This window comes from Gloeomargarita sp. SKYB120 (assembly GCA_025062155.1).
Taxonomy (GTDB): domain Bacteria; phylum Cyanobacteriota; class Cyanobacteriia; order Gloeomargaritales; family Gloeomargaritaceae; genus Gloeomargarita.
In genome coordinates, this window is record JANXAM010000002.1 from 132,204 (window position 1) to 146,372 (window position 14,169).

Here is a 14,169-nt window from a genome sequence, read left to right on the forward strand (position 1 = left end):
ATCCATGCACAAAGCGGCGGCGATTGGCCTGGCGCTGTGGATGCTGGGGAGCGCTGGGTTCATGTCAGGACGAGCAGCACCTACGCCGCTTGTTGCCCAAGCCCGCTTGAGTAAAAGTCAAATTGCGGATGTCGCGGAAAAAATCACCGTTTTGATTCAAACACCAGCGGGGCACGGGTCGGGGACAATTGTGGGACGCAATGGAGATGTCTATACCGTTCTCACGGCCAAACACGTGATTGAGAGCATTCAACCGGGGGAAGAAGCCGATATTACTACCCACGACGGCAAGGTGTATCCCCTGAATCGGCAAGCCATCCAACCCCTGCCCAACGTGGATTTAGCGGTGGTGCAGTTTCGCAGTTCGGTCAATTATCCCCAAGCGAAATTGGGCAATGACCTGGCCATCAAACGGGGGATGACGGTGCATGTCGCGGGTTTTCCCTTACCGGGCCAGGCCATCACGAAACCGGTCTTGCAGTTCACCAGCGGCGATGTCACGGCCACGTCCGAAAACCTTTTGAAAGACGGTTACTCGCTCACCTACACCAACAACACGCTGCCAGGGATGAGCGGGGGTCCGGTACTCAACGAACAAGGCGAGGTGGTTGGGATTCATGGGCGCGCCGAAGGCCGCTATCAGTCCACGCAACAGGGGATGGTGGCGCTCAAATCCGGGTTTAATCTGGCGGTGCCGATTCGTACCTATGTCGCCTGGGTGAATAAACAACCGATTCGCATCCAAACCACGGCCACTACAGCTCAAGAACTCTTTATCTCTGCCGAGCGCAAGTTCAACGCTGGCGATATACAAGGGGCGCTGGCGGATTTGAACCAGTTGATCAAGCTGGAACCGAATTCGGCGTTGGCCTACATGAGCCGGGGGATCATCAAAGCCCTTGACCAGAAGGACTACGCCGGCGCCTTGGCCGATTACAACCAGGCTCTGAAACTCGACCCCAACAATGCTGACATTTACGGGAACCGGGCGTTTGCCAAGGCGGGACTGCGGGATTTTACAGGAGCCATGTCCGATGCCGACCAAGCCATTCGCCTGCGACCGAATTATGACCGGGCTTACATCGTACGGGGACTGGTGAAAAGTCAAATGAACGATTATGCCGGCGCTTTGGCTGATGCAACACGGGCGGTGGAATTGAACCCGAACTCGGCGGATGCGTGGTTAATGCGGGCGACAGCCTACGTGTACCTGAACCAGCCCCGCCGGGTTTTGGACGATGTCAACCGCGCGCTGGCTTTGAACCCTAGGGAGTCGTCCAGCTATGCGATCCGTTCGCTGGCCCGAGCCGCGTTGCAGGATGTCAAAGGGGCGCTCGAGGATGCGCAGCAGGCAGTTCTTTTGGACAACACCAGCGCGCTCGCGTTTACCGCCCGCAGTACGGCCCGTTTATTGATCCAGGACTACAGCGGCGCAATGGCTGATGCCGAGCGGGCGATGCAGTTGAACCCCGCGAATCCCGACAACTACTTCATGCGCGGGGCCGCCCGAGCTGGTCTGGGAGATGCGCGGGGAGCTTGTCAGGATTGGCAAACCGCCAGTCAACTAGGGAGCGCCGAAGCCCGCCAAATGCACCGACAATTCTGCTTTTGAACCGTTCTCAGGAAGTTGTAACAATTGTTCATAATACAAACGGGTGCGTTAACATATAGGGAAAACGATTCTGCTGTAAGGAGTAGGTCCGGTGAACAAGCGGTGGCGCAACGTAGGGCTTTACGTGCTGTTGGCGATTGTGGTGGTGGCGCTGGGGACTGCCTTTTTAGACCGTCGCCCGCAGGTGGAAGTGTGGCGCTACAGCCAATTCATTGACGCGGTGCAGGCGGGCCAGGTGGCCAAGGTGAGCATTACATCTGATCGGACGCAGGCGGAAGTGGTGCGCCAGGACGGGACGCGGGTGATGGTGAATTTGCCCAACGACCCGGATTTGATCAACATCCTGACAGACAAGAATGTGGATATTTCGGTGGTGCCCCGGCGCGAGGAGGGCTTTTGGTTCCGGGCCCTGAGCAGCTTGTTCTTGCCGGTGTTGTTGTTGCTGGGGTTGTTTTTCCTGCTGCGGCGGGCGCAAGCGGGTCCTGGCTCCCAGGCGATGAATTTTGGCAAGTCGCGGGCGCGGGTGCACATGGAACCCCAAACCCAAGTGACCTTTGCCGATGTGGCCGGGATTGACCAAGCCAAGCTAGAACTGGCGGAAGTGGTGGACTTTTTGAAGAATGCCGAGCGGTTTACAGCGGTGGGGGCCAAGATTCCCAAGGGCGTGTTGCTCGTTGGGCCGCCAGGAACAGGTAAAACCTTGCTGGCGCGAGCCGTGGCTGGGGAGGCCGGGGTGCCCTTCTTCAGTATTTCCGGCTCGGAATTCGTGGAGATGTTTGTAGGCGTCGGCGCGTCGCGGGTGCGGGACTTGTTTGAGCAGGCCAAGCAACACGCCCCCTGCATCGTGTTTATTGATGAAATTGACGCGGTGGGACGCCAGCGGGGGGCCGGTCTTGGCGGCGGCAACGACGAACGGGAGCAAACCCTGAACCAATTGTTGACGGAAATGGACGGGTTTGAAGGCAACAGCGGCATCATTATCATTGCGGCGACCAACCGGCCTGATGTTTTGGATGCGGCGTTATTGCGGCCTGGGCGGTTTGACCGGCAAGTGGTGGTGGACCGGCCCGACTACAAGGGACGCCTGGAGATTTTGCAAGTTCACGCGCGCGGCAAGGTGCTGGCCCCCGATGTGGATTTGGAAAAAATTGCTCGTCGCACACCGGGATTTACCGGCGCTGATTTGGCCAACCTGCTCAACGAAGCGGCGATCTTGGCGGCCCGGCGCAACCTGACCGAAATCTCCATGGATGAAATTAACGATGCGATTGACCGGATTTTGGCAGGGCCGGAGAAAAAAGACCGCGTGATGAGCGAGCGACGCAAGACTCTGGTGGCCTACCACGAAGCCGGCCATGCGCTGGTGGGGGCGCTGATGCCCGATTATGACCCGGTGCAAAAAATCAGCATTATTCCCCGGGGACGGGCGGGCGGCCTGACCTGGTTCACCCCCAACGAAGACCGGATGGATTCGGGTCTCTACAGCCGCAGCTACCTGGAAAACCAAATGGCCGTAGCGCTAGGGGGCCGGGTGGCGGAGGAAATTGTGTTCGGTCCGGACGAAGTGACCACCGGGGCGGCCAATGACCTGCAACAGGTGGCGCGGGTGGCCCGCCAGATGGTGATGCGCTTTGGTATGAGCGACCGGGTGGGGCAAGTGTCCTTGGGGCGCAGCCAGGGCGGCATGTTTCTAGGCCGGGAAATTGCCATGGAGCGGGACTTTTCCGAGGAAACGGCGGCCCTGATTGACGAGGAGGTGCGGGCGCTGGTGGACCGGGCCTACCAAAAAGCCAAGTACGTGCTCACCCACAACCGGGCCTTACTCGATAAACTGGCGCAAATGCTGGTGGAAAAAGAAACCGTGGACGCCGAGGAGTTGCAAGCCCTGATTGATAGCCACGATGTGGTCATGGCGCCCCTAGGCTAGAGTTCCCTTTTCGCAACAAAACTTTACAACAGTTAGGCGGCGAGGGGGACGCCAGGGCATGATGGAAAAGATTATTGGCTGCCTGTTCGAGGATTACCGATGACCCGTACATCCCCCCGCCCTACTCCGACCGACGTTGCTACGCCTGAACCCACCAACGGCGTTCCACTAGCGCCAACCGTTGTCCCGATGCCTACTCCTAGCAAACCGGCACGGGTGTGGGCGCAGCGAGTGGTGACCTTGGCGGCTTTGACCGGATTGGCGGGTGCGGTCGCTGGTGTGGCCACCTACAACGCGCTTTTACCATCCACATCAACGCCCCAAGTGGAGCAGAAAACCTGGGCTGGCGGTGCAGCAGCAACCGTGGGCTTGGTGCTGGGTTTGGCGGCGGCGGCCTTACTCGGGCAAGGGTTGACCCAACCAGCGTGGCTGCTGTTGCAGATGGTGCAGCGACTCCGGCGGGGGGATTGGCAGGCGCGGGTGTCTCTCCCGGATGAATGGGCGGGGGTGGGCCAGGAGTTGAATGCGCTGGCGGCCCAGTTGGAGCAGCTGACCGAGCAGCAGCAGTCGGAACGGGAACAGGCCAACCGGTTGCGGGAGTTGATCCAGCACCTGCGCCAGACCCACGACCCCCAAGCGCTGATGGACTTGGTGGTGCGGGAAGCGCGGCAGGTGTTACGCTGTGACCGGGTGGTAGTCTATCGCTTTGACGCCGACTGGGTGGGCACGGTGGTGGCCGAATCCGTTGGACGGGGTTGGGTCTCGGCGTTGCAGGAGAAAATTGACGACCCTTGTTTCCGGGGCGAGTACGTCACGCAGTACCAAGCCGGGCGCGTGCAGGCGGTGGCGGATATTTACCAGGCCGGTCTCCAGGATTGCCACGTGCGTATCTTGGAGCGGTTCCAGGTCAAGGCCAACCTGGTGACGCCGATTCTCGTCGAAGGGAAATTACTGGGGTTATTGATTGCCCACCAGTGCAGCGAACCCCGCGAGTGGACGGTGGGAGAGCAAGAATTTCTAGCGCAGGTGGCGTTGCAATTGGGAGTGGCGCTGGAGCAAGCGCAGTTGTGGCAAGCGCAACAGGTGCAGATGACCCAAGCCGCCCTGCTTAACCAAATGATCATAAGAATGCGGGAGTCCTTGGACCGCCAGACGATTTACAACACCACGGTGCGGGAACTGCGGCAAGCCCTGCAATCCGACCGGTGCGTGGTGTACTTGTTTGATGAAAAGTGGCAGGGGACGATTGTCGCTGAATCCGTCGCCAATGGTTTCCCTAGGGCGTTGGGAGCGCAGATTGATGACCCCTGTTTTGCCGAAGGGTATGTAGAGAAATACCGCCAGGGACGGGTACAGGCTACGCCCGATATTTATCAAGCCGGGTTAACGCCATGCCACTTGCAACAGCTCGAACCCTTCCAGGTGAAAGCCAATTTGGTGGCGCCGATTCTAGCGGAAGGAAAACTGTTGGGGTTGCTGATTAACCATCAGTGCCGTGGCCCGCGCCAGTGGCAGCCCCACGAAATCGAACTTGCTCGCCAAGTGGCCCTACAAATGGGGTTTGCGTTAGACCAAGCCATTGCCCTCGAGCGGCAAGCGCAGTTGCGGCGGGAGCAGGAAACCAAAGCCCACCTAGCGCAACTGCTCAACGACATCACCCTACGGATTCGCCAGTCCCTCGACCAACAAGCGATTTTCCAGACCACCGTGCAGCAGATGCGCGAAGCCCTTGAAAGCGACCGCTGTGTGGTGTATCTCTTCGACGAAAACTGGAAAGGCACGATTGTGGCGGAATCCGTAGCGCCAGGGTGGCCAAGAGCCTTGGGAGCGCAGATTGACGACCCCTGTTTTGCCCAGGGTTACATCGAGAAATACCAGCAAGGACGGGTACAAGCGACGCCAGATATTTACCGCGCCGGTTTGACAGAATGCCATTTACAGCAACTGGAGCCTTTTGCCGTCAAGGCCAATCTGGTCGCGCCCATTTTGCTGGGAAATAAACTCTTCGGTCTCCTGATTGCCCATCAGTGCAGCGGCCCGCGCCAGTGGCAAAGCGGCGAAATTGAGTTGATGAAACAGGTGGCGATCCAGGTGGGGTTTGCCCTCGACCAGGCCAACTTACTGGCGCAGCAAAAAGCTAAGGCCGAACAGGAGCAGTTGCTCAACCGGATCACTTCCAAAATTCGAGAGTCCCTCGAGCGCCAGACGATTTACGAAACCACGGTCTGGGAGGTCCGCCAGGCGCTCAAGTGCGACCGCTGTGTGGTGTGTTTGTTTGACGAAAACTGGCAAGGGACGGTGGTGGCGGAAGCCGTCACGCCGGGGTATCCCCCCGCCCTGGGCGCGCAAATTGCCGACCCCTGTTTTGCCAATCAGTACGTTGAGCCATACCGCGCCGGTCGGGTGAAAGCGACGCCGGATATATACAACGCCGGTTTAACCCCTTGTCACTTGCAGCAGTTAGAACCTTTCCAGGTCAAGGCCAATCTGGTCGCGCCGATTCTGCTGGGCAACAAACTCTTTGGCCTGTTGATTGCCCACCAGTGCGATGGCCCCCGCCAGTGGACAGAGTTGGAGATTGACCTGATGCGGCAGGTGGCGATTCAGGTGGGGTTTGCCCTCGACCAGGCGGTGGCGTTGGAAGAGCAAGCAGCCCTACGGCGGCAACAGGAAGCAGCGGCAGCCCAGGCGCAACGCATCAACGAAATCACCTCTAAAATTCGCCAGAGTTTACAGCGCTCGGCCATCTACAACGCCGCCGTCCAAGAAGTCCGTAAAGCCCTGCAAGCCGACCGGTGCATCGTCTATCTCTTTGACGACCAGTGGCAAGGGACGGTGGTGGCAGAAGCGGTGGCGGGTGGTTGGCCCAAAGCCCTAGGCGCCCAAATTCACGACCCCTGCTTTGCCGAAGGCTATGTGGAGAAATACCGCCAGGGACGGGTGCAGGCCACGCCCGATATTTATCAAGCGGGGTTGACGCCCTGTCACTTGCAGCAACTGGAACCCTTTGCGGTGAAGGCCAACCTCGTGGCGCCCATCCTGGCGGAAGGGAAATTGCTAGGGTTGCTGATTGCCCACCAGTGCAGTGGCCCGCGCCAGTGGAATGAACTGGACATTGACCTGATCCGGCAGGTGGCGATGCAAGTGGGGTTTGCCCTGGACCAGGCCATCTTGCTGGAACAGGTGGAACAGGCGCGGCAGCAGGCCGAAGCGGTCTCAGAAGAACAACGCCGGCAACGGGAAGCCCTTCAGGGACAACTAGCTCAATTCCTGGCGGACATCGAAGGCGCGTTCCAAGGCGATTTGACGGTACGGGCGCGGGTGACCTCCGGCGAAATGGGAACGGTGGCTGACTTTTTCAACGCCATCATCGAGAGCCTGCAACAACTGGTGCAGCAAGTGCAGGTGGCGGCCCAAGCGGTGGCAGATACCGCCCAACGCAGCGCTCCCCCGGTGAATGCCCTCTCATCGGAAGCGGCGCGGCAGGCGGAAGCCATCCAGGGCGCCTTGGCCCAAATTCAACAGATGGTGCAATCCATCCAGCAGGTGGCGGCCAATGCCCACAGCGCCGAATTGCAGGTGCAGCGGGCCAACGAAACCGTGCGCGAAGGGGACGAAGCCATGAACCGTACAGTGGCAGGAATTTCGGCGATTCGAGAGACGGTAGCAGCAACTGCCAAGAAAGTCAAACGTCTCGGCGAAGCCTCCCAAAAAATCTCGCGGGTGGTCAACCTGATCAGCAACTTTGCCGCCCAGACCAACCTGCTGGCGTTAAATGCAGCCATCGAGGCAGCGCGAGCGGGTGAAGAAGGGCGGGGGTTTGCGGTGGTCGCTGAAGAAGTCCGTTCGCTGGCCCAGCAGTCAGCCAATGCCACCCATGAAATCGAGCAACTGGTGGAGGAAATCCAGGCGGAAACCAACGAGGTGGTAGCAGCGATGGAGGCGGGAACTGAGCAGGTAGTTGCCGGAACCCAGTTGGTGGCTGAGGCGCGCCAGAAGTTGAGCCAAATTGTCGCCGCGACAGCCCAAATCAGTACTTTGGTGGCTGAAATTGCCCAGGCCGCCCAAGCCCAGTCGGAAACCTCGGCGGTGGTCAGTCGCACGATGCAGGACGTGGCCCGAATTGCCAACCACACCTCGCAGCAATCCGTTGCCGTAGCCGATTCCTTTACCCACCTGCTGGGGGTGGCGGCGGAACTCCAGAAAAACGTGGCCCAGTTCAAGGTGAGCTAGCTTGCAAGACGGGTCTCGCTGGTTAACCATTCCTGGGATTCGGATTATCAGCGGCGCCGTTGCGTTGGTACTTGCTCTGGTGTGGGTCACGCTGGGCGGCTGGTACTTCAGCGCTGGAGTGGCAGCCCTGGTGTTTTGGGGACAACGGGAGTATTTTGAACTGGCGCGACGCAAGGGCATTCTTCCAGCGACGAAAACCACCCTAGTTGTGAGTCAGATTTTGATTATCATCGCTACCATTGCGCCCGATTTAGCCGATGCCGTATTGCCGATTGGGGGCAGTTGGATTTGTTTTTACCTGCTCTTTCAGCCGAAATTGGCCACGATTGCCGACATTGCCACTTCCATCTTGGGGTTGTTTTATGGAGGTTATTTACCGAGTTTTTGGGTGCGATTGCGGGGGTTAGAGCAAAATACCTATAGCAATCTCCCGTTAATAGGTTTTTGGCCGGATGGCAGTGAATGGCCGCTAGGGTTAAAAGTGACCTTGCTGACTTTCGGATGTATCTGGGCGGCGGACATTGGGGCGTTCTTTTTTGGACAAGCGTTTGGCAAAACAAAACTCTCGGAAATTAGCCCGAAAAAAACCGTGGAAGGCGCAGTCTTTGGCGTGATAGCCAGTATTTGTGTGGGGACCCTCGGAGCAATGCAATTGACCTGGCCTTGGGGCTTGGGATTGGCGTTGGGTTTAATGACGGGAATCACGAGTTTACTGGGAGATTTGACAGAATCCATGATGAAACGGGATGCGGGCGTCAAAGATTCGGGACAATTCATTCCAGGACACGGGGGCATTTTGGACCGCGCCGATAGTTATGTGTTTACTGCTCCCCTGGCCTATTACTTTGTGACCTTGCTGGTGCCCCTGCTGGTCGGATGAGCAATTGACCCGATAAATGAATTGCTCCTGTGGCTATTGTTAATGTCTGGATTTGCACATCAGAGCCTAGCGATATGGAGATGGGTTGGGTGCGGGCGGCCAAGGGCGTCAATTGTATTTCATTAGGAGTAATAACCTCAACCCGAGTGATATATTGCTTGCCGTCCTGCATTAACCAATAGAGATTCTGGTCTTGAATCTGAAGTCGCTGGACTGTTCCCATCTGACCCGTCAATGCCTGTAGATAAGGTTGCAAGAACGTCTGAAGATAGGGCAAAGATTGATTGAGATTTTGTTCCGTGATAACTGCCTGAATTTTTACCGTGATTGGCTCGACAAAAGGGTCTCCTTGTTTACGGAAAAACGGCCAGTGAAATTGGATACGTTCAGCGCGGATATGGACCTGATGCAAATGGATATCGCGATAAATGACGTTGCGGGCGTTCACCTGCACCCAAGGCAGATAACCGGCTGACCAAACCGGCACGAGGTCGCCCAGCACCACCTCCAGATTTTCCGCTTGGGTCACTTGTTGTTGAATCCACCAGCGCAACAGGGCAGCCAGTGGACGCGCTAACCCTCGATTAGCGAGCAAAGGCACCAACTCCGTAAACACAATTGCGAGCGGCACAGTGGCTCATGATGGCCTGGATGCGAAAGGTCAAGGCCCGCCACGCGCCCCGGAAATTGCCCCAGCTAAACATCAACCACGCCAGAAGCATAGCGAGAAACGGCACCCAACCCAGGCGATGGCCTGTGACTAGACCCTGGACCTATAGCACAGCCGATGTCACGCAAAACAGCGACGTGTTAATTGCCAAAGCCCGCCGCGCCCGCTCATGTCTAGCCAACCGACTCATAAATCCCTGGGCGTTTTTTCTCAGCTCTATTAAAATCCGGGTGCAGGTGCGATGGCAAGGTGTGACCGTTGCGGGTTGTTTTACTAATTCCTAACCGGCAATTGCGCTTGTTACTGGGATGGCATTTGCAACAAGCTGGGTATCGTGTCACGCTCCTAGAAAGCCTCGCGCAAGGATATACCCAGGCGACCGTCGGCGCACTGTGGGTTTTGGATTTGGACTGGCCCCAGGCGTGGGACGATGGCTTGAAATTGACCCGGTGGTTGAGCCAGCAGCACCAAGGCCCCCTGTTCATCCTGTCGGCTCGCAATCAAGAGAGTGACATTGTCGCTGGGTTACAGGCGGGCGCTGATGACTATCTCGTGAAACCCTTCGGCTTGGCGCAATTCATGGCCCGGGTGCAGGCGCTGGTGCGACGGTGGCAACGGGGAACGCCAGTTTTGACCTGTGGAGATTTAACGCTGGATTTGCTGGCGCAACGGGGGTTTTACGGGGACCAGGAATTGGATTTAACGCCTCATGAATTTCGGTTACTGGCGCTACTGCTGCAAGCGCAGGGGGAAGTGGTGCCACGCCAGGTGTTACAGGAACGGCTGTGGGGACAGGCGACAGGACGCAGTTTGGACACCCACCTGCTCAGTTTGCGCAAGAAATTACCAGCCGGTATCGAGATTGGCACAGTGCATCGCCTCGGGTATCGGCTCGTGACCAGCGAACCGCAGCGGAACTAACCCCAGTCCTGTGCTAAGTTAAGGGAAATCCAGCGGCTCGATGGGGATGGACATCCGGCGTACGACTCTTGCTGTCTGGCTGGCGTTGGGGCCAGTCGCATTACCGGCGCGGGCCGATTCGCCGATTACATCTACTCCTATCGCCGATGCCTATCTGGATATTCCGTTGGTGCAAAAGGCGCGGGAAAAAGGCGTTTTAACACCGGAGATGGCCGAATTCTTATCCAATCCCCAGCATCCTGTGGACCACAAAGCCGCTCTAATTAACGCCTTATCCTGGCGCGTGGAAGGCAAACAAAATGCCCGCCTTTACGAGCAATTTCTGCGCACTCGTTATGGGGAATGGAACTTGTCTAAATTCACTCCCGATGAAGTGTTTGCCCTGGCGTATTTAACGGTGATGGATAACTACTTTCGACCCGAACGTGCCATGTCCCTGTTTGACCAGGCTCGTTTACGTAATCGGCACAGTTTAACGGTGGCTTTCATTCGGATTCTCAACCGACCGAGCGCAGATGGTGATGACCCAGCCAGGGGAGTGGTGTCGTGTCTGGCGTTTAGCCGATGAGACCCAGCGCAATCGCACCCTCAAAAACGATTTACGTCCCGCCGCCCGGCAGATTATCTTGGATTACATGGTTTTGTACCGAGAAAGTTGCCCGCGTTGAGATACGTCCATGCCCCGTCGCACCGATATTGAAAAAATCCTGCTGATTGGTTCCGGCCCCATCGTCATCGGTCAAGCCTGCGAATTTGATTACTCCGGCACGCAAGCCTGCAAAGCGCTACGGGAAGAAGGGTATCAGGTGGTGCTCGTGAACTCCAACCCGGCAACCATCATGACCGACCCAGACATGGCCGACCGCACCTACATCGAACCCTTGACCGCTGAAGTGCTGACCCAGGTGATTGCCCAGGAGCGACCCCAAGCCCTGTTGCCGACGATGGGGGGGCAAACGGCATTGAACCTGGCCGTGCGCTTGGCAAAAATGGGAGTGCTCGAGCAATACGGCGTAGAACTGATTGGGGCAAAACTCAGCGCCATCGAAAAAGCCGAAGACCGCCGGTTGTTCAAAGAAGCCATGCAAAAAATTGGGTTAAATGTGTGCCCATCAGGATTGGCCGAAAGTTGGGAAGAAGCGCAACAAATCGCCCAGCAAATTAACACTTATCCCTTAATTATTCGCCCGGCATTTACCTTGGGGGGGACTGGCGGTGGCATTGCCTATAACCAGGAAGAATTTGAACAAATTGCCCGCGCCGGTTTGGAAGCCAGTCCCGTCTCGCAAATTTTGATTGAACAATCCCTGCTGGGCTGGAAAGAATTTGAACTGGAAGTGATGCGGGATTTGGCCGACAACGTAGTGATTATTTGTTCGATTGAAAACGTGGACCCCATGGGTGTTCATACCGGCGATTCCATCACCGTTGCGCCAGCCCAAACCCTCACCGATAAGGAATACCAGCGCCTGCGCGATTACGCCATTCGGATCATTCGGGAAATTGGCGTCGAAACTGGCGGGTCGAACATCCAATTTGCCGTCAATCCCCAGAACGGCGACGTGATTGTCATTGAAATGAACCCCCGCGTTTCCCGCAGTTCGGCGCTAGCGTCAAAGGCCACGGGTTTTCCCATTGCGAAAATCGCTGCTAAATTGGCGGTCGGTTACACCTTACCGGAATTAACCAATGACATTACCAAAAAAACGCCTGCTTGCTTTGAACCCAGCATTGATTATGTCGTTACCAAAATCCCCCGGTTCACCTTTGAAAAATTCCCCGGCGCTGCGCCCCATCTCACGACGCAGATGAAATCTGTTGGGGAAGCCATGGCGATTGGCCGCACCTTTCAAGAGTCCTTCCAAAAAGCGATTCGTTCCCTCGAAACGGGGCGAGCGGGTTGGGGTTGTGACCGTTCGGAAGTCTTGCCAACCTTGGAGCAGGTGCGGGCCAATTTGCGCATCCCCAATCCCGACCGCATCTTCCACATCCGTCATGCGTTATTGCTTGGATTAACCGTCGAAGAAATCTACGAACTCACTGGCATTGACCCGTGGTTTTTACGAGAAATGGAAGACTTGCTCAACACCGAGCGCTATATGAAAATTACGCCGTTTGAGAAGATTACTCCCGAAGATTGGCGGTTGATTAAACAAAAGGGATTCAGTGACCGTCAAATTGCCTTTGCCACCCGCAAGACCGAAGCCGAAATTCGCGCCCATCGTCATCGCATTGGGCTACTTCCTGTGTATAAAACCGTGGACACCTGCGCCGCCGAATTTGAAGCCTACACCCCCTACCACTACTCCACCTATGAGCAGGAAACCGAAGTACGTCCGACTGATAAACCCAAAGTCGTGATTTTAGGGGGCGGCCCCAATCGGATTGGTCAAGGCATTGAATTTGATTACTGCTGTTGCCACGCCGCCTTCGCTCTCAAGGAACAGGGTTACGAAACCATCATGGTGAATTCCAACCCCGAGACTGTTTCAACAGACTATGACACCAGCGACCGCCTGTACTTTGAACCCCTGACCCTAGAAGATGTTCTGCATATTTTAGAAGCCGAAAAGCCCGTGGGTGTCATTGTCCAATTTGGCGGTCAAACCCCGTTGAAATTAGCCTTACCCTTATATCAGGCGTTGAACGAGCATCCCGAATTACCCACCCGTATTTGGGGAACATCACCTATCTCCATTGACATTGCCGAAGACCGAGAAAAATTCGAGCAAATTCTCCGCGAACTCAACATTCAACAACCCCCCAACGGCATTGCCCACAACGCACAAGAAGCCATCAAAATTGCCCAGCGTCTCGGTTACCCCGTGGTGGTACGTCCCAGCTACGTATTAGGCGGACGAGCCATGGAAATTGTCTATTCCGACAGCGAACTCGAACGTTACATGAAAACGGCTGTACAAGTGGAACCTGACCACCCAATTCTGGTGGATAAGTTTTTAGAAAATGCCATTGAAGTGGACGTGGATGCCCTGCGAGACCAGGACGGCACAGTGGTCATTGGCGGGATTTTAGAACATATTGAGCAGGCCGGGATTCACTCTGGCGATTCCGCGTGTGTGTTGCCTACGTATTCACTACCGGAAAACGTATTAACGCAAATTCGCACCTGGACCTATGCCTTAGCCGAACGATTGCAGGTCGTGGGCTTAATGAACATTCAATTTGCCATTCAAGGAGAACAAGTCTATATATTGGAAGCAAATCCACGCGCGTCTCGCACCGTACCTTTTATTGCGAAAGCGACCGGTGTACCCCTAGCCAAACTAGCAGCGCGGGTGATGGCAGGTGAGCGATTGGCTGATTTGGGATTTACCCAGGAAGTGATCCCCCCTTATTACTCCGTGAAAGAAGTTGTTTTACCATTTGAAAAATTCCCTGGCACGGATACAATTTTGGGGCCAGAAATGCGCTCGACGGGTGAAGTAATGGGCATTGCCACTGATTTTGGTCAAGCCTTTGCCAAATCCCAGATTGCGGCGGGTCAAAATTTGCCATTAAGCGGGCGAGTGTTTGCCTCCTTTAATGACCGTGACAAGGCCGGAGCGGTACCTATCATTCGGGAGTTAATAGAGCTAGGTTTTCAAATTGTAGCTACCCAGGGAACGCGCCAAATTCTCTTAAATCACGGCTTAACGGTTGACCATGTATTCAAACTGCATGAAGGTCGCCCCCATGTTATTGATTGGATTAAAAATGGCCAGATTCAACTTATTCTCAACACTCCTTCGGGGGAAGATGCCTACGCTGATGGACAGTTGATCCGCCGTACCGCTTTGGCGTACAAGATTCCCCTCGTCACGACACTGGCTGGCGCTCGGGCAACGGTTGCAGCGATTCGCGCCCTACAGCAGGGGATGTCTGCACCCAAAACGATTCAGGATTACTACCAGTTATTGCGCTAGTTC

At 56.2% G+C, this 14,169-nt stretch carries 8 protein-coding genes; 7 read left to right on the top strand and 1 reads right to left on the bottom strand.

Annotated features, from left to right (window positions below):
- Positions 1–4: 4 nt before the first annotated feature.
- The 4 genes from NZ705_01650 to NZ705_01665 all read left to right on the top strand — a co-directional run bounded on the left by NZ705_01650 (position 5) and on the right by NZ705_01665 (position 8,652).
- The gene (locus tag NZ705_01650) at positions 5–1,612 is read left to right on the top strand and encodes a trypsin-like peptidase domain-containing protein (GenBank protein MCS7291666.1); all 1,608 of its coding nucleotides are present in this window, start codon (positions 5–7) and stop codon (positions 1,610–1,612) included.
- Between the two features lie 91 nt (positions 1,613–1,703).
- A complete protein-coding gene (ftsH3, locus tag NZ705_01655) occupies positions 1,704–3,539 on the top strand; it encodes an ATP-dependent zinc metalloprotease FtsH3 (GenBank protein MCS7291667.1) in 1,836 nt (611 codons plus the stop codon).
- A gap of 99 nt (positions 3,540–3,638) precedes the next feature.
- Positions 3,639–7,772: a GAF domain-containing protein gene (locus NZ705_01660; protein MCS7291668.1), complete on the top strand. Its 4,134-nt coding sequence runs from the start codon at positions 3,639–3,641 to the stop codon at positions 7,770–7,772.
- A gap of 1 nt (position 7,773) precedes the next feature.
- On the top strand, positions 7,774–8,652 hold the full coding sequence (locus NZ705_01665) for a phosphatidate cytidylyltransferase (GenBank protein ID MCS7291669.1): 879 nt from the start codon (positions 7,774–7,776) through the stop codon (positions 8,650–8,652).
- Here the strand turns inward: NZ705_01665 and NZ705_01670 are convergent.
- Positions 8,594–9,283: a DUF2993 domain-containing protein gene (locus NZ705_01670; GenBank protein MCS7291670.1), complete on the bottom strand. Its 690-nt coding sequence runs from the start codon at positions 9,281–9,283 to the stop codon at positions 8,594–8,596. The two genes, NZ705_01665 and NZ705_01670, sit on opposite strands and share 59 nt — an antisense overlap.
- Positions 9,284–9,580: 297 nt before the next feature.
- On the opposite strand from NZ705_01670, the gene NZ705_01675 reads away from it, so the two are divergent.
- From NZ705_01675 to carB, 3 genes are all read left to right on the top strand, one after another.
- The gene (locus NZ705_01675; protein ID MCS7291671.1) at positions 9,581–10,243 is read left to right on the top strand and encodes a response regulator transcription factor; all 663 of its coding nucleotides are present in this window, start codon (positions 9,581–9,583) and stop codon (positions 10,241–10,243) included.
- Between the two features lie 46 nt (positions 10,244–10,289).
- Entirely contained in the window at positions 10,290–10,811 is a 522-nt protein-coding gene (locus NZ705_01680) for a hypothetical protein (GenBank protein MCS7291672.1), read from the top strand.
- Between the two features lie 109 nt (positions 10,812–10,920).
- The gene (gene carB, locus NZ705_01685; protein ID MCS7291673.1) at positions 10,921–14,166 is read left to right on the top strand and encodes a carbamoyl-phosphate synthase large subunit; all 3,246 of its coding nucleotides are present in this window, start codon (positions 10,921–10,923) and stop codon (positions 14,164–14,166) included.
- The last annotated feature ends 3 nt before the right edge of the window (positions 14,167–14,169 follow it).